This window comes from Vibrio sp. LB10LO1 (assembly GCF_010092875.1).
In the GTDB taxonomy this organism is placed as follows: Bacteria; Pseudomonadota; Gammaproteobacteria; order Enterobacterales; family Vibrionaceae; genus Vibrio; species Vibrio campbellii.
In genome coordinates, this window is sequence record NZ_JAADJW010000024.1 from 61,169 (window position 1) to 82,710 (window position 21,542).

Consider the following 21,542-nt stretch of genomic DNA (forward strand, 5'->3'; position numbering starts at 1 on the left):
TCATGTCTGAAAATTACGATTCATCGAGTATTAAGGTACTGAAGGGTCTGGATGCGGTACGTAAGCGTCCAGGTATGTACATCGGCGACACGGACGACGGCACTGGTCTTCACCACATGGTCTTCGAGGTGGTGGATAACTCAATTGATGAAGCGTTGGCAGGTCACTGTAAAGACATCGTTGTGACAATTCATGAGGACAACTCGGTTTCAGTTACGGATGATGGTCGTGGCATTCCAACAGAAATGCACCCAGAAGAAAAAGTATCTGCTGCAGAAGTTATCATGACGGTACTTCACGCTGGTGGTAAGTTCGATGATAACTCATACAAAGTATCAGGCGGTCTACACGGCGTAGGTGTTTCAGTAGTAAACGCACTGTCTGAGAAAGTGGTTCTGACTATCCACCGCGGCGGTCATATCCATACGCAAACTTACCATCATGGTGAGCCTCAAGCGCCACTAGCAGTAATTGGTGATACTGACCAAACTGGTACACAAATCCGTTTCTGGCCAAGTGCAGAAACATTCTCGAACACAGAATTTCACTACGACATCCTAGCGAAGCGTCTACGTGAACTTTCTTTCCTGAACTCTGGTGTTTCAATCAAACTGGTTGATGAGCGTGAAGCAGACAAGAGCGACCACTTCATGTTTGAAGGTGGTATCCAAGCGTTTGTTGAGCACCTAAACACCAACAAAACACCAATCATCGAGAAAATCTTCCACTTCGACTTTGAGCGCGAAGATGGTATCTCGGTAGAAGTGGCGATGCAGTGGAATGACGGTTTCCAAGAGAACATCTACTGTTTCACTAACAACATCCCACAACGCGACGGTGGTACTCACCTTGCCGGTTTCCGTGCAGCGCTAACGCGTACACTGAACTCTTTCATGGACAAAGAAGGCTTCTCTAAGAAAGCGAAAACAGCAACGTCTGGTGATGACGCGCGTGAAGGTCTAACTGCGGTTGTTTCGGTTAAAGTGCCTGATCCTAAGTTCTCAAGCCAAACTAAAGACAAACTGGTTTCTTCTGAAGTGAAGTCAGCGGTTGAATCAGCAATGGGTGAGAAACTGTCTGAGTTCCTAATTGAGAACCCGGCAGAAGCGAAGATGGTTTGTTCGAAAATCATCGATGCAGCTCGTGCTCGTGAAGCGGCGCGTAAAGCTCGTGAAATGACTCGTCGTAAAGGCGCACTAGACCTAGCTGGTCTGCCAGGCAAACTTGCAGACTGTCAGGAAAAAGATCCAGCACTCTCTGAACTATACATAGTGGAGGGTGATTCGGCAGGCGGCTCCGCAAAACAAGGCCGTAACCGTAAGAACCAAGCAATCCTACCGTTAAAAGGTAAGATTCTTAACGTAGAAAAAGCGCGTTTCGACAAGATGCTTTCTTCTCAAGAAGTAGCAACGCTGATCACGGCACTAGGCTGTGGTATCGGTCGTGACGAGTACAACCCGGACAAACTGCGTTACCACAACATCATCATCATGACCGATGCTGACGTCGATGGTTCGCACATCCGTACGCTACTGTTGACCTTCTTCTACCGTCAAATGCCAGAGCTTATCGAGCGTGGCTACGTGTACATCGCTCAGCCACCGCTTTACAAAGTGAAGAAAGGTAAGCAAGAGCAGTACATCAAAGACGAAGACGCGATGAACCAATACCAAGTTGCTTTGGCACTTGATAACGCATCGCTACATGTAAACGCAGAAGCGCCAGCATTGGCAGGCGAAGCGCTAGAGAAGCTAGTTCAGCAATACAACGCAGGTATCAAACTGGCGGATCGCATGAGCCGTCGTTACCCAAGCGCACTAGTTCATGAGCTAATCTACACGCCGCGTCTAACGGCGGAGCAATGTCACGATGCAGCAGCAGTAGAAGCGTGGACAAAACAGCTAGTTGAACAGCTAAACGCAAAAGAAGTAGGCGCAAGCCAATACAGCTTCGAAGTTGAGCAGCACGAAGAGCTAGGTCTAAACCTACCTAAGATCATCGTACGTACTCACGGTGTGACTCACGACTACGCACTGAGCATTGACCTACTGAACTCGAAAGAGTACGGCAAGCTAGCGGATCTATCTGAAGCGTTAGACGGTCTGCTAGAAGAAGGTGCTTACATCAAGCGTGGTGAGCGTACTCAGCCAGTATCAAGCTTTGCATCGGCACTTGAGTGGTTAATCAAAGAGTCGCGTCGTGGTCTAAGCCTACAGCGCTACAAAGGTCTAGGCGAGATGAACCCAGATCAGCTTTGGGAAACCACAATGGACCCAGAGACACGTCGCATGATGCAAGTAACCATTGAAGATGCGGTAGGCGCAGACCAATTGTTCACAACGCTAATGGGTGACCAAGTTGAGCCGCGTCGTAACTTCATCGAAGAGAACGCGCTGAAAGTAGCAAACCTAGACGTGTAGTCGTACAGACTCAGTCAAACCATACTAAAAACGCCATCTCGCAAGAGGTGGCGTTTTTTATTGGGTAGAAACAAGATAAAAGAGGCGAGATACGAGAACGGCTGCGCCCTATGAATATGGGAATGCTTCGAGAGGGAGAGGGGATCGAGTCGGGGATCTAAAAATATTTTCATTGGAGCCCTTGAAAGCCCATTTTTCGACCTTATATCTAGTTATGAAGAGGGATGGCTGACTTGCTCAACAAGAGAAGAACAGCGCCTCTGGAATCGCTAAACGAGATCGCTCAGGAGAGGGTACTCAGTTTTAGCACACAACTTGACCCTAGATTCGACATCATGTCCCCGCACCTAAAGAGTAGGTCAGAGGAATGAATCATCGGATCCCTTAGCTCGGCGTTTTCTTGCATAAATGCGCCACGTGGATGACCTTCATCTGGGCTAAGACTATTGCTTAAAAGAGGATAGATTATGCGTAATGTAGATTTCTCACCACTATACCGTAATGCAATTGGCTTCGACCGTCTGTTTAACCTGATGGAAGCAAGCTCTGCGAAGAACACTTCTGGCGGTTACCCTCCATACAACATCGAGCAAAAAGACGAGCATAACTACCGTATTACTATGGCAGTCGCTGGTTTTGCTGAAGATCAGCTCGATTTGACTCAAAACGAAAACATGTTGATCGTGAAGGGCGAGCGTAAAGCCGAAGAAGGTAAAAACTACGTTTACCAAGGTATTGCGGAGCGCGATTTTGAACGTAAATTCCAACTTGCGGATTACGTAAAAGTCGTTGGTGCATCAATGGAAAACGGTCTACTTCATATCGATTTAGTTCGTGAAATTCCAGAAGCGATGCAACCGCGTAAGATTGCTATCGGTGGCAACAATCTGATTGAAAACAGCTAATCAGCTGATGACACAGCAGTTAACCACACGGTTATAGAATGAGAAAGAGCGCCTTCCATTATGGAAAAGGGCGCTCTTTTTAGTTTGGGGCTTTCAAAGCCGCTATTCAAAGAGAAGAACGGCTGAGTTTAATCGGTCTATTTACCTTCGCGGTAAGCCTTTTCCACTTCTTCAGCGATAATCGCAATGCCTTTTTGCATCATCTCATCGTCTTGAACGTAGTTCATACGCAAGCATTGGTGTGCATGATCCCACTCGTCCTTCTGACCAATAAAGAAGTATTCACCCGGAACAATCAAGACCCCACGCGCTTTCAAGCGTTGGTACAGTTCCATTGTCGTAATTGGCAGTTCATCGAACCATAACCACAAGAAGATAGCGCCTTCCGGTTTGTGAATGCGGAATCGCTCATCGGTAATCGCTTCTTGGAGCAGTTCAACCGCACGTTGCGACTTCTGCTTATAAAACGGCTTAATCACCTCTGAGCTCAGTTTAAGCAGATCGCCTTTACCAATGATGTGGTTTGCCAGCGCTGGACCAACACTGCCTGGAGCTAAGCTGATGATGCCGTTCATATTGGTCAACGCTTGCGTGATTTCCTCACTCGCAATCACAATCCCACAACGCACGCCCGGCAAGCCAAGTTTAGATAGGCTCATGCAAAGGATGGTGTTTTCATTCCAGAACGGTTCGACATCTTCAAAAATGATATTCGGGAACGGCAGACCGTAGGCGTTATCAATGATCAGCGGAATGTTGTTCTCACGTGCTAGCTTGTCCAGCTTACGTACTTCTTCATCTGTCAGTACGTTACCCGTAGGGTTGGTTGGGCGAGACGCGCAGATTGCCGCAACAGAGTCATCGACGGTGAGCTGCTCAAAATCGACGTGGTATTTAAACAGACCGTTATCTAGCAGCTCGATTTCTGGGTGGTAAGAGACAAAGATATCTTCATCAATGCCTGCATCACCATAGCCGATGTACTCAGGCGCGATAGGTAGTAGCACTTTCTTGTGCGAACCGTCTGGCTGTTTACCTGCCAACAAGTTGAACAAGTAGAAAAAGCCGCTTTGGCTGCCGTTAGTTAGGCTGATGTTTTTCTCGGAAATATCCCAGCCGTAAGTTTCACGGAATAACTGAGCCAGCGCTTTAACGAACGCGTCTTTACCCTGCGGGCCATCATAGTTGGCGAGGGCGGCGACGAGCTCCCCACTGGCGAGCATTTCCTCACTGGCTTGGCGAAAGTAATCGAGCATGGCAGGAATGGCGGCTGGGTTACCTCCACCGAGCATGATGGCACCTGGTGTGCGCAGACCATCATTCAAATCGTCCATTAACTGCGTGATACCTGAATACTGATTAAATTTTTCACCAAACTTTGAGAACTGCATTTGTCGTTATACCTAATTCATTGTGATTGCTTTGTGTATGTTTGTGCCGATGTTTTATCGGCTTATCGAGTAATCCTTGACCTTACCTCAATGCGTAATTAACGCAAAGTGTGAATTAAGCCGAAAAAGAAAAAAGTGTGTCATCAGACCAGAGGTACGAGATAAAAAGGCAAAAAGAGCAACAAAAAAGGGAAGCTTATGCTTCCCTTGCTGGTGGAGAGAGTGTGATTTACTCACCGGTGTAAACAATCAACACCTTGTCGTCTTGGTATTGGCGTTCGAACGCGTAGTAACCTTCTTGGTTGCGAGTAATGTGCTTACCTTGAGCGACCGCTGGGTGGCGTTTACGGAATTCGCCTAGCTTTTGCCAATGTTGCAGTAGATCTTCACGCTCGCCATGAATCTTATCCCATGGCATATCTGAGCGTGTGCCTTGGTGAGCATCTGAACCAGTAATGCCAAAATCACGGGCGATCTCATCACCGTAATAGATCTGTACTGCTCCGGGAGCAAGCATCAGTGCATTCGCGGCACGTGCTTGGTCATCAAAGCTTCGGCTGCGCGCTGACCAAAACAGCTGTGTATCGTGTGAAGGCAGGTAGCTCAACACGTTGAACTCAGGATCGGTATTGATGCGCTCTGCATAGCGGCGGTAATCATTATCGAGTTGAGCGAAACACTTCAGTGCTTTTGGTGCTACGTCAGATTGGAACTCGAAGTTAATGATGGAATCGAAGCCGTTATCGAAATACGGGCTCTTCACCACGCTGTGTGCCCATACTTCACCTGTCATCCAGAAAGGTAGGTCATCCAAGGCTTTGTCCGGGTTGTTTTGCTTCCATTGAGCAAGCGCTTGGGTGGTGCTGGCTTTCAACTCTGCCCACGCTTCCATTTCAACGTGTTTGGCTGTGTCAACGCGGAAGCCATCAATGCCATAGTCGCGCACCCAATCGGATAACCACGTAATCAGATGTTCACGTGGGGTTTGCAGCTCATCTTGCGCATTGGTGTCTTTATTGCGGAAGAAGTTTGGTAATCCGGTTTTCTGAGTCGATTCGGTTTTGAGATCCGGTAGGTAGTTCAAAGACATGGTGATGTCGTTGTAGCCCGGAGCATCGTAGTCACCAATGTCAGTGCGGATCCAATCTTTGCCCCACCATTTATCCCACGCTTCGCTATCACCGTATTTGATGTAGTCGTTGAAGCTGTGCCAGCTTTGTCCTGATTTTGGCTGCCAGTCGGTCCATTTTTCACCAAGGACTTCTTTGGCTTCTTGGTTATCAAGGTAAAGCTGACCAAATCCGAATTCCTGCATGTCTGCTAATGTCGCATAACCTGTGTGGTTCATGACCACATCCCAAATCACGCGGATACCTTTCTTATGGGCAGTATCGACGAAGGTTCTGAGTTCATCTTCGGTACCCATGTTGGCATCAAGCTTGGTCCAATCTTGGTGATAGTAGCCGTGGTAGCCGTAGTGTTTAAAATCGCCTTTATCGCCGCCGCCAACCCAGCCGTGGATTTGTTCCAGTGGTGAAGTTATCCAGATAGCATTGACACCAAGTGATTCGATGTAATCGAGTTTTTTCGTCAGACCCGCTAAGTCACCACCGTGGAAGGTACCAATCTCATATTTTCCATCTTTGCTGCGACCGTAGCTGTTGTCGTTGTCTGGGTTGCCATTGTAGAAGCGGTCGGTCATGACGAAGTACACCGTCGCATTATCCCAGCTGAACGGTTTATCGGCTTGCTGTTCAACCTCTTCTAGTAACAACAGACCTTGACTCATAGGACCCGGCTGCATGGTGACGCTGCCATTGGCGACTGTGGCTTCTTGTCCGGTTAAGGCATCACGAACGACAGTGCCATCATTAAAGGTTTGAGCAACGTTGATGGTTTTTGGCGCGTCAGTTGCGACAGGGCAAGAGTAGGTTATGTCCTGACTCTGTTTTGGTTTGATTTTGACCGTTAGCTCGTTGGTGGTTGGGTTGAGCGTAAATTGATAGGTATTGGCTTTGAAGATGCGCAGCGGCATTTGTGCATCAGTGGCGCAGTTATCCATTTTTAATGGACGATTGAACTTGATGCGATCTTCTTCTGCTAGGGCAAAGCTACTGCCACAGCTTTGCTTGCTGTCAGCAATGGTAAAGGTGTAACTGCCTTTTTCGAGTTTTTGCTCGGCGACAAGTAAGCCTTGTGAGTTTTCCTCAAAAACAGCGGTGTCATCACCAACGCTTAATACGATGGCATTTTCTGGAATCTGGCTGCAGGCGCTCAGTAGACCGATAGAGAGTGCGAGAATTGTTTTTTTCATTGTGTCCTTCCCCCGAATAAACAGTCCAGTTATAGCAAAACTGTGCCTCTACAATCCGAGCTCTACACCAACAAGTTAAACGCGTCTCACCCTACAAATTTTAGTCTTGTTCACAAAATGAATAATAAGCGTCACCTTCATCGATTTGAAGGCAACAAAAAAGGGAAGCATCTGCTTCCCTTTTACTTATTTCTTAATCACTTCTAAGAGTAATGAATTACTTTTGAAGCAAAGAAATGTCTGCGATCTGTAGGAACAGGTTACGCAGGTTGTTCAGTAGTGTCAGACGGTTCTTCTTAAGTGCTTCGTCGTCTGCCATTACCATTACGTTATCAAAGAACGCATCAACTGGTTCACGGAGGTCAGCGAGCTTGCTTAGGGCTTCTTGGTAGTTACCTGTAGCAAATGCTGGCTCTAGCGCTTCCGTCATTACTTCAACGCTTTCTGCTAGTGCTTTCTCTGCGTCTTCTTGTAGAAGTGCTAGGTCGATGTCTGCTGCTAGTTCGCCGTCGAATTTCGCTAGGATGTTACCTACACGTTTGTTCGCTGCTGCTAGAGACTCTGCTGCTTCTAGTTCACGGAAGTGAGAAACCGCTTTAACTCGTTGGTCGAAGTCTGCTGGTTTCGTCGGACGACGAGCTAGAACCGCTTGGATGATGTCTACGCTGAAGCCTTCGTCTTGGTACCAAGCACGGAAACGACCAAGCATGAACTCGATAACGTCTTGTTCAACGTTGTCATTGGTTAGACGGTCGCCAAACAGTGACTTCGCTTTCGCTACTAGGTCAACAAGATCTAGGTTGTAGCCGTATTCAACGATGATACGTAGTACACCTAGAGATGCGCGGCGTAGTGCGAATGGATCGCTGCCTTTAGGCGCTTGACCAATACCGAAGATACCTACGATAGTGTCTAGCTTGTCTGCCATTGCAACTGCAGTTGAAACGCCGTTTGATGGCAGTTCATCACCTGCGAAACGAGGCATGTATTGCTCGTTCAGTGCTACTGCAACTTCTTCTGCTTCACCGTCGTGGCGAGCGTAGTGCATACCCATAACACCTTGAGTATCCGTGAATTCGAATACCATTGAGGTCATTAGGTCACATTTTGCTAGTAGACCAGCACGCTTTGATTTCTCAACGTCAGCACCGATTTGCTCAGCAATGTAGCCAGCAAGTTCTGTGATGCGGTCTGTTTTGTCTTTGATCGTACCCAGTTGCTTTTGGAAGATCGCTTGTTCTAGTTCTGGCAGACGGTCGATAAGCGGACGCTTACGGTCTGTGTTGAAGAAGAATTCTGCGTCAGCAAGACGCGGGCGAACCACTTTCTCGTTACCTTCGATTACGTAACGAGGTTCTTTTGATTCGATGTTCGATACGAAGATGAAGTTAGGTAGTAGCTTCTTGTTTTCGTCGTAAACAGGGAAGTATTTTTGGTCACCTTTCATGGTGTAAACCAACGCTTCAGAAGGCACTTTTAGGAACTCTTCTTCAAACTTCGCTGTTAGTACCACTGGCCATTCAACCAGAGACGTTACTTCTTCTACTAGGTCATCTTCTAGGTCAGCGATACCGCCAACCGCTGCTGCCGCTTTTTGTGCGTCAGCTAGGATGATTGCTTTACGCGCTTCGTAATCTGCCATTACTTTACCGCGCTCTTCTAGGATCGCAGGGTATTGCTCAGCAGAATCGATAGTGAACTCTTGCTCACCCATGAAGCGGTGACCACGGATAGTGCGGTTAGAAGCGACACCAAGGATCTCGCCTTCGATTAGGTCGCTGCCCATTAGCATGGTTAGCGTCTTAACTGGACGGATAAATTGAGTCGTTTTGTTACCCCAACGCATTGGTTTTGCGATAGGTAGGTTTGCTAGTGCTTTCGCTGCAAGTTCAACTACGATCTCAGACGTTGGCTGACCTTTCACTTCTTGTTTGAACAGTAGCCATTCACCTTTGTCTGTAACCATGCGCTCTGCTTGGTCAACCGTGATGCCACAACCGCGTGCCCAGCCTTGAGCCGCTTTTGTTGGGTTGCCTTCCGCGTCAAACGCTGCAGAAACCGCAGGACCACGCTTTTCAACAACTTTGTCAGACTGGCTGTCTGCTAGTGCTGCTACTTTAAGTGCAAGACGACGAGGCGCCGCGAACCATTTAACGCCTTCGTGAGCAAGCTCAGCGCCTTTTAGTTCTGCTTCGAAGTTTGCTGCGAATGCTTCAGCTAGAGTGCGAAGTTGCGTTGGTGGTAGCTCTTCTGTACCTAGCTCGATTAGAAATTCTTTTGCCATGTTACTCTACCCCTTACGCTTGTTCTTTCTTACACATTGGGAAGCCAAGAGCTTCACGCGATGCGTAGTATGCTTCTGCAACTGCTTTCGTCAGGTTGCGGATGCGTAGGATGTAACGTTGGCGTTCAGTTACTGAGATCGCTTTACGCGCATCTAGTAGGTTGAATGCGTGACCAGCTTTTAGAATGCGCTCGTAAGCAGGCAGTGGCAGTGGCTTTTCAAGCTCAAGCAGCTCTTTACACTCTTTCTCACACTGTTCGAAGAAACCAAATAGGAATTCAACGTCTGCGTGCTCGAAGTTGTAAGTCGATTGCTCTACTTCGTTTTGGTGGAAGATGTCACCGTAAGTCACTTTGCTGCCATCTGGTGCGATGTTCCAAACTAGGTCGTAAACAGAGTCTACTTCTTGAATGTACATTGCTAGACGTTCGATACCGTAAGTGATCTCACCAGTTACTGGCTTACACTCAAGACCACCAACTTGCTGGAAGTAAGTAAACTGAGTCACTTCCATGCCGTTTAGCCAAACTTCCCAGCCTAGACCCCATGCGCCTAGTGTTGGGTTTTCCCAGTTGTCTTCCACGAAACGGATGTCGTGAACAAGTGGGTCGACACCAAGAACCTCTAGAGAACCTAGGTACAACTCTTGGATATTGTCTGGCGATGGTTTTAGCGCTACTTGGAATTGGTAGTAGTGCTGAAGACGGTTAGGGTTTTCACCGTAACGGCCATCAGTAGGACGACGTGAAGGTTGTACGTAAGCTGTAGACATTGGCTCTGGGCCAAGTGCTCGTAGACAGGTCATTGGGTGAGAGGTACCCGCACCAACTTCCATATCTAGTGGTTGAACAATGGTACAACCATTTTGAGCCCAATAATCCTGCAGCGCGAGGATCATTCCCTGGAAGGTTTTGATATCGTATTTTTGCATAAGTCAGGTTCGCGCGATTCTCTTATTACTCGTGAATTCGTCTCTTTTTTGTTGGGTTTTCTTGCCTCAACAATGGCGATTCAAAGTAATTACGGTTGAATAAATTAACAATCAAGTATACCCAGATATTGAGCATGGGAGTAGAGCTAATCTTGATTAATTCGTGGGCAATTTTCTCCTTTAATGGATTTTTACCGCTTTATCTGCTGAATTTTTCCTAAAAGGGAGTTTTCACTGGCTTTCACTCTTGAGGTGATGAGGAAACATGGCTAGAATTGCGCCTGTCTTTGGGGAGTAGCTTACTCGATGAAATGTCTGTTTCATCCAGTTCGTTCGTCAACATAATTGGTGCAAAATCACCATGGCGTTCGAGACTCATCAGCCCGATGAGTTTAGCAAGACCTTAGACAAATCATCATGAACCGGGGTGGGGCGTGAGATTTGTCTTAGGTTAAAAATAATTATCCCGCCCCAATGAGCATGTCGTGAGCGTTTTAGCTATTTCAATTACTACTGTAGCGTTAGCAGAAATTGGCGATAAGACCCAATTGCTATCTCTATTACTTGCCAGTCGTTACCGCAAGCCAATCCCTATTATTGCAGCAATCTTTTTGGCAACCATTGCCAACCACGCTTTGGCTGCATGGTTAGGTGTGGTGGTGGCCGATTATCTTTCGCCTGAAGTTCTCAAATGGGTGCTGGTGGTCAGTTTTGTCGCCATGGCGGCTTGGGTGTTGATCCCAGATAAACTGGATGACGACGAGCAGATCTCCAACCGTGGTCCATTTATTGCCAGCTTTATTGCTTTCTTCGTTGCGGAGATTGGCGACAAGACTCAGATTGCGACTTCTATCTTGGGTGCGCAATACGCAGATGCATTGAGTTGGGTGATTCTTGGCACCACGATCGGTATGCTGCTGGCGAATGTACCTGTGGTCCTGATTGGTAAATTGTCGGCCGATAAGATGCCTTTAGGGCTGATTCGTAAGGTGACCGCATTCCTGTTTATCGCGCTAGCTATCGGAGCGGCATTGTTCTGATCTGTTGCACGTAAAATGGTGTGAATTATCAATAACTAGTGAAGTAATACACAACTTCAAACTCTGACTCAAAATCGTTCAAGACCGTGACGGATGACATATTAGTGTCATACTTGTCATGGTAATTTAATGGTGTGAATGATAGCGAGAGGGCAAAGGTATGCTTACACGTTACATGGGGATGACCCCAAAGAGTCAGAGTTATTTATTCACCTTTGGTTTGGCACTTTGCTTGCTAGCAATGGTGCTGACTGATATGTGGCTACCAATTGTAGCAGGGTCCTTTATTCTTACTGGTCTGACGGTAGAAGCGTGGATTCGGGTGGCTCATATCATTCCGATGCATGAGGAAATGCGTGCAATGCGGAAGCAATTGAACAAGCTACAATCTGAAGTTCGCACACTAGAATACGATGAATAAACAAACGGCAGCCTTTTGGGCTGCCGTTTTTGATCTTGCTGAGATTATTCCAAACCTTTCTTAATTAGGTACTGGTATGGAAGCTGCTCCGTTTGTGCCGCAATCAACTGGTGATCCATAAATCGGCAGAAGCTCGGGATATCTCGAGTTGTGGATGGGTCGTCCGCTTTAACCAGCAACACCTCACCATCTTGCATGTTTCGAATTGTCTTCCTGACCATCATCACTGGCTCTGGGCAGCGTAATCCTTCCGCCTCTAATGTCTTGGTCGCCAGTTCAGGATTAAAGCTCATAATGTGATTCTCGTAACTAACTGAGCGGTGAATTTTACTTTCGTTGAAAAAATATTCAATAACCACTTGGCAAACCGAATTTTTTGATTTACCTTAAATTAACAATTTGGTAACAACTGGTAAGGGGACACGATGTTAACAGCGTTAGACAGACTAACCATCTATTCGGTTTTGTGTTTCATCTCGTTCTGCGCATTAGTACTCAGAACACCAGCTGAAACCTCATTGCTGCCTCTTGTAGGCATGAGTGCAACGATTATTGGGATTTGGATTGAGATGCACAAATGGTCAGGTGCATCTGAGCAAGAAAATTAGCGCTTCTTGCTGTAATCGGAACCTATTGATACACCGCTCACCAAGTTTAACGACACTTCATTCCGACACTATCCCCATTTTTCTTGGGCTTCCCCGCTGAAAGGCGGGATTTTTTTTGCCTGAAGAGTACAATTTACCTAAATCCCCTACATGGTAAGTGGCAAATCGTGGAATTAGAAGACATCTATCGTCGAGATCTGAACTTATTGGTCGCATTACGTGTGTTGATCGAAGAGAGCAGTGTCAGTAAAGCAGCAACGCGTCTCAATTTAAGCCAATCGGCAATGAGTCGTGTGCTAGGGCGTTTACGCGACCTGCTTGGTGATCCGCTGTTTACGCGTCAAGGTCAGCACTTGATCCCAACTCAAAAAGCGTTAGAAATTGATCGATCTTTGGGTGAGCCTTTGGAGTCACTACGCCAATTGCTGTCTCCACGTGAGTTTGATCCACGCAGTTGCGATCAGACGTTTAATATCGCGACAACTGACTACGCGATGCAAACCATTCTGCCTTTCGCTTTACCGCGTATCTATCAAGAAGCGCCAAATGTGTCGTTTAACTTCTTGCCACTGCAACACGACCGCTTATCTGATCAATTAACATATGAAGGCGCGGACTTAGCGATTTGTCGCCCTACAGGTCCTGTGGAGCCACTACGTAGTGAAGTGCTAGGGCGAGTCGGTGTGCTATGCATGCTCTCAAAGCAGCATCCATTAGCCGATAAAGAGATGAGTCTGGATGATTATCTTAGTCATCCGCATGCCATGATTGCCATCAGTGATGGGGTTAAGGCGCTGATTGAGCAAGCGCTGGTGGAGAAGCCGCAACGTCAGATGGTATTGCGTGCTTATCACTTGGAAGCGGCACTGGCGATCGTCGATACTCTGCCAATTATCATTACCGTACCGGCCGATTTAGCGTACTTGGTTGCTGATCGCTATGACTTAGTGGTGAAGCCATTACCATTCCAATTCACGCCGTTTGAATATTCGATGATTTGGCATGCGCGTTGCGAGCACTCTCCCGCTCAAGAATGGCTGCGTGCCGTGGTTCGTGAAGAATGTAGTCGTCTTATTGCCAAGCGAATTGAAGATATGGGATTGGACTAATTTTTCCGATAATCGAAATAGCAAAAAGCCGGGTAATGACCCGGCTTTGTTTATTCTATAGAAGGGTTAACGCTCATAGTTTGATAACCACGCGACCCGTTACTTGGCCGTTTGTGATGTCTTCAGCGTATTTTGGTGCTTCCGCTAGTTCTACCTCAGTACAAGCTTGTTCGAAGTAGCTGTCTGGTAGTAACTCAACCAATTTTTCCCATGCTGCAGTACGTTTTTCAAATGGGCATGAAACAGAATCCACACCTTGTAGACGAACGTTACGTAGGATGAATGGCATTACTGTCGTCGGTAGATCGAAGCCACCTGCAAGACCACAAGCTGCAACTGCACTGTTGTAATCCATTTGTGCCAATACTTTTGCTAGTACTTTGCTGCCCACAGTATCAACCGCACCTGCCCATACTTGCTTTTCAAGCGGACGTGCTGGCTCTTCAAATTCAACGCGGTCGATGATGCGGCTAGCACCAAGTTTTTCTAGTAGTGGGCCGTTTTTCTCTACGCGACCTGTCACTGCAGCAACTTTGTAGCCAAGTTGTGCTAGAAGCGTTACTGCTACTGAGCCTACACCGCCACTTGCGCCAGTTACTAGGATTTCGCCGTTTTCAGGTTTGATGCCTGCATCAAGCAGTGCTTGAACACATAGCATGCCAGTGAAGCCCGCTGTACCAACCATCATTGCTTTCTTGCTGTCTAGACCTTTTGGTAGTGGTACTAGCCAATCCGCTTTTAGACGAGCACGTTGAGACATACCGCCCCAATGGTTTTCACCTACACCCCAACCAGTAAGAACAACTTTGTCGCCTGCTTGGTAGCGGTCGTCTTCTGAGCTTACTACCGTACCTGCTAGGTCAATACCCGGCACCATCGGGAAGTTACGGATGATTTTACCTTTACCTGTAATTGCAAGACCGTCTTTGTAGTTCAACGATGAGTAATCAACGTCAATCAGAACGTCGCCTTCAGGCAGTTGTGTTTCATCGATTTGCTCGATGTTAGCGATAGTACGTTTGTCTTCTTGATTTAGAACTAGAGCATTAAACATAAGGTTCTCCGATTGTGCGGTAGCGTGACTCTGGGTCACATGCAGCAAGATATCAACTGCTGCTAAGTGTATGTCTTCTTTGTCTATGAATAAAATGAAACTTGAGCATTTAATGTATGCTTTTTGTGCATGTAAGCAATATTTAGCGTAAAACAAAGGGCGACATCAGATGCCGCCCTTAAGTGTAATACTAAAAATTTTCAGTATTGGTTCATTTGCTTGTGATTGTTGGATTGATCACTACAACCTAGCGTTTCTCAAGCAAACTATGGTCGTTCAAATACCGTCGCAATCCCCTGGCCTAAACCGATACACATGGTTGCCAGGCCGTATTTCGCGTCTTTCGCTTCCATTAGGTTAATCAGAGTCGTCGAGATACGTGAGCCGGAACAACCAAGTGGGTGACCCAATGCAATCGCACCACCGTTAAGGTTGACCTTCTCATCCATAACATCAAGCAGACCCAAGTCTTTAGCACATGGTAGAGATTGCGCTGCAAATGCTTCGTTTAGCTCAACCACATCCATGTCTTCAATTGAAAGACCAGCTCGCTTGAGCGCTTTTTGCGTCGCAGGTACAGGACCGTAACCCATGATTGAAGGATCGCAGCCCGCAATTGCCATGCCTTTAATACGTGCACGAATCTTCAAGCCAAGCTCATTGGCTTTCTCTTCACTCATGATCAACATTGCTGATGCGCCATCAGACAGTGCCGATGATGTACCGGCTGTAACTGTACCGTTTGCTGGATCGAAAACAGGACGAAGTTGAGACAGACCTTCAACGGATGTTTCAGGGCGAATGACTTCATCGTAATCCAGAGTGAACAGCGTGCCGTCAGCCGCATGACCTTCAATTGGTAGGATTTCGTTTTTAAAACGACCCTCTACGGTTGCAGCATGTGCACGAGCATGAGAGCGCGCAGCAAACTCGTCTTGTTGTTCACGGCTAATACCATGCAACTTACCAAGCATTTCAGCGGTTAAGCCCATCATGCCGGCTGCTTTTGCAACTGTCTTTGACATGCCTGGGTGGAAGTCTACGCCGTGGTTCATTGGTACGTGTCCCATGTGCTCAACACCACCAATTAGGCAGATTTCAGCGTCACCCGTCATGATGGCACGTGTACCGTCGTGAAGCGCTTGCATGGATGAACCACACAGGCGGTTAACCGTCACGGCGCCAATCTCAATTGGTAGACCAGCAAGTAGCGCCGCATTACGTGCCACGTTAAAGCCTTGTTCTAGGGTTTGTTGTACACAGCCCCAGTAGATATCTTCAATCTCGCTTGGGTTTACTTGTGGGTTACGCGCAAGAATACCTTTCATTAGGCGTGCGGATAGATCTTCTGCTCGCGTATGACGGAAAGCACCACCTTTAGAGCGACCCATTGGAGTACGTAGACAATCGACTACGACAACATTTCTTGTTTGATTAGTCATTTTAGAATCCCTCCTTAGATAGAACCTTGCTGTTGTGCACCGTAAAAGCTTTCACCTTTCGCCGCCATATCAATCAGCATCTGTGGTACTTGGTACATTGCACCGAGATCCGAGTATTGTTTTGCCATGGCAACAAACTCGGCAATACCTACGCTATCTAGGTAGCGGAATACGCCGCCGCGGAATGGAGGGAAGCCAAGACCGTAAACCAGTGCCATATCCGCTTCTTGTGGAGTGGCGATGATGCCCTCTTGCAGACACAGTACCACTTCGTTGATCATTGGAATCATCATGCGTTGAATGATGGTCTGATCGTCAAAGTCCTGCTTATCGGCACAAACGTCAGCGAGCACTGGCAAGATCTCTTCAGAGAAGGTTTTCTTCGGCTTACCTTTTCTATCTATGGTATAGCTGTAGAAGCCACTGCCATTCTTCTGACCGTATTTGCTTGCTTCGAATAGTGCATCGATCGCGTCACGGCCTTGTTTACCCATACGCTCTGGGAAACCTTGTGCCATAACGGCCTGTGCGTGGTGAGCAGTATCAATACCAACAACATCGAGCAAGTATGCAGGTCCCATCGGCCAGCCAAACTTACGTTCCATGATTTTGTCGATTTTCGTAAAGTCCGCACCATCACGAAGTAGCATGCTGAAGCCGCCAAAGTATGGGAACAATACGCGGTTTACAAAGAACCCAGGGCAGTCATTAACGACAATTGGTGATTTGCCCATTTTCGCTGCGTAGGCAACAACACGATTGATAGTTTCATCAGAGGTGTGCTCACCACGGATGATCTCAACAAGAGGCATACGGTGCACTGGGTTGAAGAAGTGCATGCCACAGAAATTTTCTGGGCGTTTCAGCGATTTTGCTAATAGATTGATTGGAATCGTCGAGGTGTTTGAGGTGATAACGGTATCGTCACCGACATGTGATTCGACTTCACTCAGCACTGCTGCTTTTACTTTCGGGTTTTCTACTACGGCCTCAACAATCACGTCTGATTCTTCGATGCCTGCGTAATGTAGGCTTGGTGTGATAGACGCTAAAATACCAGCCATCTTAAAGCCATCAATGCGACCACGAGATAAGCGTTTATTTAGCAGCTTAGATGCTTCAGTCATACCTAAATCGAGTGAAGGTTGCGCGATGTCTTTCATTAACACCGGTACGCCTTTTAATGCAGATTGGTAGGCGATGCCGCCGCCCATAATGCCCGCACCAAGCACAGCCGCACGTTGCGTGTCTTTACTCGCTGACTTCGCTGATTTTTTAGCAAGCCCTTTGATGTATTGGTCGTTGAGGAACAAGCCAACCAGTGATTTTGCTTCTTCAGACTTAGCCAGTTTTACGAAGTGCTTACGTTCAATGTCGAGTGCTTCGTTACGAGCGAAACGAGCGCCTTCTTCAATAGTAATAACGGCTGTCATTGGAGCGGGGTAGTGAGGACCCGCTTTTTGTGCCACCAGACCCTTCGCCATGGTAAAGCTCATCATTGATTCAAGCTTACTTAGCGTTAGAGGTGATGTCTTTTGCTTGCGACGAGCTTGCCAGTCCAACTTCTCGTTGATTGCCGAGGTCACTGTCTTGAGTGCTGACTCGTAAAGTGCGTCGCTATCAACAACCGCATCCAGAAGACCAATCTTTAACGCTTCATCCGCACGACACGCTTTACCTTGAGTGATCACTTCCATTGCGCTGTCGGCGCCAATAACACGTGGCAGACGTACACAACCACCAAAGCCCGGCATGATGCCCAGTTTTGTTTCTGGTAGACCGATGCTGGTGGTCTTGTCACCAATTCTCATGTCAGTTGCAAGCACACACTCACAACCGCCACCTAACGTGTGGCCTTTTAGTACCGAGATAGTTGGGACAGGCAAGTCTTCCAGCTTGTTGAAGATGCTGTTAGCAAATTGCAACCACTGATCGAGCTCAGCGTCTGTCTTGGCAAAAAGACCTAAGAATTCGGTGATATCTGCGCCAACAATGAACGCGTCTTTATCTGAGGTGAGCATCAAGCCCTTCAGTCCTTGGTGCGCTTTTAGTGCATCAAGGGCTTTGTCGAGTGACTCTAGTGTTGCTAGGTCGAGCTTGTTAACGGATTTTGGAGAGCAGAAGCTTAGTTCTGCAATGCCATCTTGTACTTCCTTTACCTGTAGGGTTTCGGCTTGGTAAATCATTGTCTATCTCCATGACATACAATCTTGGATTGTCTGTATACCGATTTGTTGCGGGCTGAGCGCCTGTAGGGCAGCAAATAGATATAGAGGAAAGTCGTTTTATTTATTGCTCTGGTTAGACCAGTGAAGTTAGTTTGGACTTCAGATTGGTTAATTTCAATACATTTTTTAAACAAGTGTTTAACATTGTGCGCTAAGGCAGATCTTATGCGACTCACAATTACCTCTCGTGATAGACTTTGAACAAAGAGAAAAGTGACCTAATCCTATGAATGACCTGCCTTATCTGATTCCTGCTCAGCCTGCTCAATTTGAAGAAGAGATCAAAAAGAGTGTCTTTATTACTTACTTAGCACACACGCCAAGCGTGGAAGCGGCGAAAGCATTCGTTGAGCAGATCAAAACCAAGCATGCTGATGCAAGACACAACTGCTGGGGATTTGTTGCAGGTCGACCAGAAGATTCGATGAAGTGGGGCTTTAGTGATGATGGAGAACCTTCAGGGACGGCAGGTAAACCGATCCTTGCTCAGCTGTCTGGCTCCGGGGTTGGAGAGATTACGGCTGTAGTGACTCGATATTCTGGCGGCATCAAGCTTGGTACAGGTGGTTTGGTTAAAGCTTATGGCGGCGGCGTGCAACAAGCGCTCAAGCTGCTTCAAACAATTGAGAAAAAAATAACCACAAAACTCCGACTAGAGTTAGACTATGGGTTTATGCCTATCGCACAGTCGCTTATGCCCCAGTTTGGTGCGGTTGAAGTGGATGCTGAATACAGCGATCAGGTGGTATTAGTGGTGGAAATTGAGCTACGTGAAGTGAGCGCGTTTACCCAAGCTATCATCAACAAAAGTGGTGCAAAGGCAATTGTCACCCCACTAGACGGACAATAATGAAAAATAGGAAGCCACAGGGACAGCTTCGCTAGTCAATCAATCCATGCAATTTCGTTCAATTATTCGAATCGTCGGGCTATTGCTCGCACTTTTTAGTGTCACAATGCTCGCGCCTGCGCTGGTTGCGCTTATCTATCGAGATGGTGCGGGTGTACCTTTTGTCACGACTTTCTTCGTACTTCTCGTATGTGGTGGGATATGTTGGTTCCCAAACCGCAGGCATAAACACGAGCTTAAAGCGCGTGATGGCTTCCTTATTGTTGTTCTTTTCTGGACTGTACTTGGTAGTGCTGGCTCTATTCCTTTCCTTATCTCAGATAATCCCAATGTATCTGTGACTGACGCATTTTTTGAGTCTTTCTCTGCTTTAACGACAACGGGAGCGACGGTCATTGTCGGGCTCGACGAACTGCCAAAAGCGATCTTATTTTATCGTCAGCTCCTGCAATGGTTTGGCGGCATGGGTATCATCGTGTTGGCGGTAGCCATTCTTCCTGTTCTTGGTATCGGTGGTATGCAGCTGTATCGAGCTGAAATACCAGGACCGGTAAAAGATACTAAGATGACCCCGCGTATTGCTGAGACAGCAAAGGCACTGTGGTACATCTATTTGAGTCTGACTATTGCGTGTGCCTTGGCATTTTGGTTAGCAGGTATGACACCGTTTGATGCTATAAGTCATAGCTTCTCTACTATTGCCATCGGTGGTTTCTCCACACACGATGCCAGCATGGGCTATTTCGATAGCTATGCCATTAACATGATTACCGTTGTCTTCTTGTTGATTTCGGCATGTAACTACTCTTTGCACTTCGCCGCGTTTGCGTCCGGCGGCGTACATCCTAAATACTATTGGAAAGATCCAGAGTTCCGTGCGTTCATCTTCATACAAGTTGTCTTGTTTTTGGTGTGCTTCCTATTATTGTTGAATCACCACTCATATGACTCGTCATATGACGCTTTTGATCAGGCGCTATTCCAAACCGTGTCTATATCTACTACTGCTGGTTTTACCACAACCGGTTTTGCTGATTGGCCATTGTTCTTACCAGTGTTGCTGTTGTTCTCGTCTTTTATAGGCGGTTGTGCAGGTTCGACTGGTGGCGGTATGAAAGTGATCCGTATTCTGTTACTGACCTTACAAGGTGCTCGTGAGCTGAAGCGCTTGGTCCACCCTCGTGCGGTTTACACCATTAAAGTGGGTGGCAGTGCACTACCACAACGTGTCGTGGATGCGGTTTGGGGATTCTTCTCTGCTTATGCGCTGGTATTTGTGGTTTGCATGCTGTGTTTGATTGCTACTGGAATGGATGAACTAAGTGCGTTCTCCGCGGTAGCGGCAACATTGAATAACCTTGGCCCTGGCTTGGGAGAAGTGGCACTTCACTTTGGTGATGTTAACGATAAAGCAAAATGGGTATTGATTGTTTCTATGCTGTTTGGTCGTTTGGAAATCTTTACCTTACTTATACTACTGACGCCGACGTTTTGGCGTAGCTAAGGGGAAATCGTGGCAAAAGCATTATTTCTATACTCTTCCCGTGAAGGGCAGACGAAAAAAATTCTCCACTATATAGATGAACAACTACCAGACTTCGATTGCGAGCTGGTGGATTTACATAATGTAGAGGCGATGGATTTCAGCCAATACGACAGAGTATTGATTGGCGCATCTATTCGTTATGGTCATCTTAATAAGAAGCTGTACCAGTTTATTGAGCGAAATCTCAATCAACTTGAACAAAGTAAAGTGGCGTTTTTCTGCGTAAACTTAACCGCTCGTAAAGAAGAACAAGGAAAGGATACGCCAGAAGGTAGCGCTTACATTCGTAAGTTCCTAATTAAGTCACCTTGGAAACCAACCTTAATCGGTGTTTTTGCTGGTGCTCTTTATTACCCACGTTACGGATGGTTCGACAAAACGATGATTAAGTTCATTATGTCGATGACAGGTGGCGAAACCGATACGACCAAAGAAGTGGAATACACCAATTGGGAAAAAGTGGCTCTTTTCGCAGATAAATTCAAAGAGCTGTAGAAATAACGTGCTCTTTTGACCGCTTTTGACGCAAATTTATCCGAACGATAAAAAAATCAAAAAAAACGAGAAAAAGGGCTTGCCAATGTGATCGCAATCTCTATAATGCCACCTCGCTGACACGGCAACGCTTCGAAAGAAACGAGGTTGAGTTAGCAAGCCAATTAGCCAAGCGGAAACGCTTGAAAAAAGTTTGAAAAAAGTGATTGACACTAAACTTTAACTCGCTAAAATGGCCGTCCGATTTGAGCAAAGCTCAATAGGAAAGCTCTTTAACAATATAGACCTATCAATCTGTGTGGGCACTCGTTGATGATAATCCAATTAGAAGCTTCGGCTTCAAATTAGGTTTCAATGATACGAAGTGACCATTGAATCGAAAGATTCAGCACAGTCAATTCAAACATTACTTTATGTAATGTTCAGTATTCATTGAGCCGAACAAAATCTTAAATTGAAGAGTTTGATCATGGCTCAGATTGAACGCTGGCGGCAGGCCTAACA

Annotated in this window: 17 protein-coding genes; 9 read left to right on the plus strand and 8 right to left on the minus strand. The window is 46.8% G+C overall.

Annotation, left to right across the window (positions count from 1 at the left end):
- The first annotated feature begins 2 nt into the window (after positions 1 to 2).
- Both gyrB and GXP65_RS17050 read left to right on the plus strand, forming a co-directional pair.
- Positions 3 to 2,420 carry a DNA topoisomerase (ATP-hydrolyzing) subunit B gene (gene gyrB / locus GXP65_RS17045; RefSeq protein WP_017191016.1) on the plus strand — a complete coding sequence of 806 codons (2,418 nt, stop codon included), beginning with the start codon at positions 3 to 5 and terminating at the stop codon, positions 2,418 to 2,420.
- 467 nt (positions 2,421 to 2,887) lie between these two features.
- On the plus strand, positions 2,888 to 3,325 hold the full coding sequence (locus GXP65_RS17050; protein ID WP_005426066.1) for an Hsp20 family protein: 438 nt from the start codon (positions 2,888 to 2,890) through the stop codon (positions 3,323 to 3,325).
- Positions 3,326 to 3,462: 137 nt separating this feature from the next.
- Here the strand turns inward: GXP65_RS17050 and GXP65_RS17055 are convergent, their stop codons facing one another.
- The 4 genes from GXP65_RS17055 to glyQ form a co-directional block, all read right to left on the minus strand.
- Positions 3,463 to 4,716 carry a valine--pyruvate transaminase gene (locus GXP65_RS17055; RefSeq protein ID WP_009699313.1) on the minus strand — a complete coding sequence of 418 codons (1,254 nt, stop codon included), beginning with the start codon at positions 4,714 to 4,716 and terminating at the stop codon, positions 3,463 to 3,465.
- Positions 4,717 to 4,945: 229 nt separating this feature from the next.
- Positions 4,946 to 7,030: an alpha-amylase gene (locus tag GXP65_RS17060; RefSeq protein WP_162093338.1), complete on the minus strand. Its 2,085-nt coding sequence runs from the start codon at positions 7,028 to 7,030 to the stop codon at positions 4,946 to 4,948.
- 217 nt (positions 7,031 to 7,247) lie between these two features.
- On the minus strand, positions 7,248 to 9,314 hold the full coding sequence (gene glyS / locus GXP65_RS17065) for a glycine--tRNA ligase subunit beta (protein WP_162093339.1): 2,067 nt from the start codon (positions 9,312 to 9,314) through the stop codon (positions 7,248 to 7,250).
- Positions 9,315 to 9,327: 13 nt separating this feature from the next.
- Positions 9,328 to 10,245 carry a glycine--tRNA ligase subunit alpha gene (gene glyQ / locus GXP65_RS17070; RefSeq protein ID WP_005440855.1) on the minus strand — a complete coding sequence of 306 codons (918 nt, stop codon included), beginning with the start codon at positions 10,243 to 10,245 and terminating at the stop codon, positions 9,328 to 9,330.
- A gap of 485 nt (positions 10,246 to 10,730) precedes the next feature.
- Between glyQ and GXP65_RS17075 the strand changes: the two genes are divergently transcribed.
- Both GXP65_RS17075 and GXP65_RS17080 read left to right on the plus strand, forming a co-directional pair.
- Positions 10,731 to 11,285, plus strand: a complete 555-nt coding sequence (locus tag GXP65_RS17075) for a TMEM165/GDT1 family protein (protein WP_010444803.1) — start codon at positions 10,731 to 10,733, stop codon at positions 11,283 to 11,285.
- A 160-nt stretch (positions 11,286 to 11,445) separates the two neighbouring features.
- The gene (locus tag GXP65_RS17080) at positions 11,446 to 11,706 is read left to right on the plus strand and encodes a hypothetical protein (RefSeq protein ID WP_009708061.1); all 261 of its coding nucleotides are present in this window, start codon (positions 11,446 to 11,448) and stop codon (positions 11,704 to 11,706) included.
- A gap of 44 nt (positions 11,707 to 11,750) precedes the next feature.
- On the opposite strand, the gene tusA is transcribed toward GXP65_RS17080, so the two are convergent.
- Positions 11,751 to 11,999 carry a sulfurtransferase TusA gene (gene tusA, locus GXP65_RS17085; protein ID WP_005426051.1) on the minus strand — a complete coding sequence of 83 codons (249 nt, stop codon included), beginning with the start codon at positions 11,997 to 11,999 and terminating at the stop codon, positions 11,751 to 11,753.
- Between the two features lie 132 nt (positions 12,000 to 12,131).
- Here tusA and GXP65_RS17090 point away from each other — a divergent pair, with 132 nt between their 5' ends.
- Positions 12,132 to 12,314, plus strand: coding sequence for a hypothetical protein (locus GXP65_RS17090; protein ID WP_009708062.1), 183 nt, complete (start codon positions 12,132 to 12,134; stop codon positions 12,312 to 12,314).
- A gap of 167 nt (positions 12,315 to 12,481) precedes the next feature.
- The gene (locus GXP65_RS17095; protein WP_009708063.1) at positions 12,482 to 13,423 is read left to right on the plus strand and encodes a LysR family transcriptional regulator; all 942 of its coding nucleotides are present in this window, start codon (positions 12,482 to 12,484) and stop codon (positions 13,421 to 13,423) included.
- A gap of 73 nt (positions 13,424 to 13,496) precedes the next feature.
- Here the strand turns inward: GXP65_RS17095 and GXP65_RS17100 are convergent, their stop codons facing one another.
- The 3 genes from GXP65_RS17100 to fadB all read right to left on the minus strand — a co-directional run bounded on the left by GXP65_RS17100 (position 13,497) and on the right by fadB (position 18,105).
- Positions 13,497 to 14,477: an MDR family oxidoreductase gene (locus GXP65_RS17100; RefSeq protein ID WP_005426044.1), complete on the minus strand. Its 981-nt coding sequence runs from the start codon at positions 14,475 to 14,477 to the stop codon at positions 13,497 to 13,499.
- Positions 14,478 to 14,743: 266 nt separating this feature from the next.
- Positions 14,744 to 15,919: an acetyl-CoA C-acyltransferase FadA gene (gene fadA, locus GXP65_RS17105; protein ID WP_005426042.1), complete on the minus strand. Its 1,176-nt coding sequence runs from the start codon at positions 15,917 to 15,919 to the stop codon at positions 14,744 to 14,746.
- A gap of 14 nt (positions 15,920 to 15,933) precedes the next feature.
- Positions 15,934 to 18,105 carry a fatty acid oxidation complex subunit alpha FadB gene (gene fadB / locus GXP65_RS17110; RefSeq protein ID WP_162093340.1) on the minus strand — a complete coding sequence of 724 codons (2,172 nt, stop codon included), beginning with the start codon at positions 18,103 to 18,105 and terminating at the stop codon, positions 15,934 to 15,936.
- 268 nt (positions 18,106 to 18,373) lie between these two features.
- Between fadB and GXP65_RS17115 the strand changes: the two genes are divergently transcribed.
- From GXP65_RS17115 to hemG, 3 genes are read left to right on the plus strand one after another with little or no spacing between them, the layout of a single operon-like run.
- Entirely contained in the window at positions 18,374 to 18,997 is a 624-nt protein-coding gene (locus tag GXP65_RS17115) for a YigZ family protein (protein WP_005440863.1), read from the plus strand.
- A 46-nt stretch (positions 18,998 to 19,043) separates the two neighbouring features.
- Positions 19,044 to 20,501: a TrkH family potassium uptake protein gene (locus GXP65_RS17120; RefSeq protein ID WP_045371853.1), complete on the plus strand. Its 1,458-nt coding sequence runs from the start codon at positions 19,044 to 19,046 to the stop codon at positions 20,499 to 20,501.
- 9 nt (positions 20,502 to 20,510) lie between these two features.
- The gene (gene hemG / locus GXP65_RS17125) at positions 20,511 to 21,038 is read left to right on the plus strand and encodes a menaquinone-dependent protoporphyrinogen IX dehydrogenase (protein ID WP_050904783.1); all 528 of its coding nucleotides are present in this window, start codon (positions 20,511 to 20,513) and stop codon (positions 21,036 to 21,038) included.
- Positions 21,039 to 21,542: the final 504 nt, after the last annotated feature.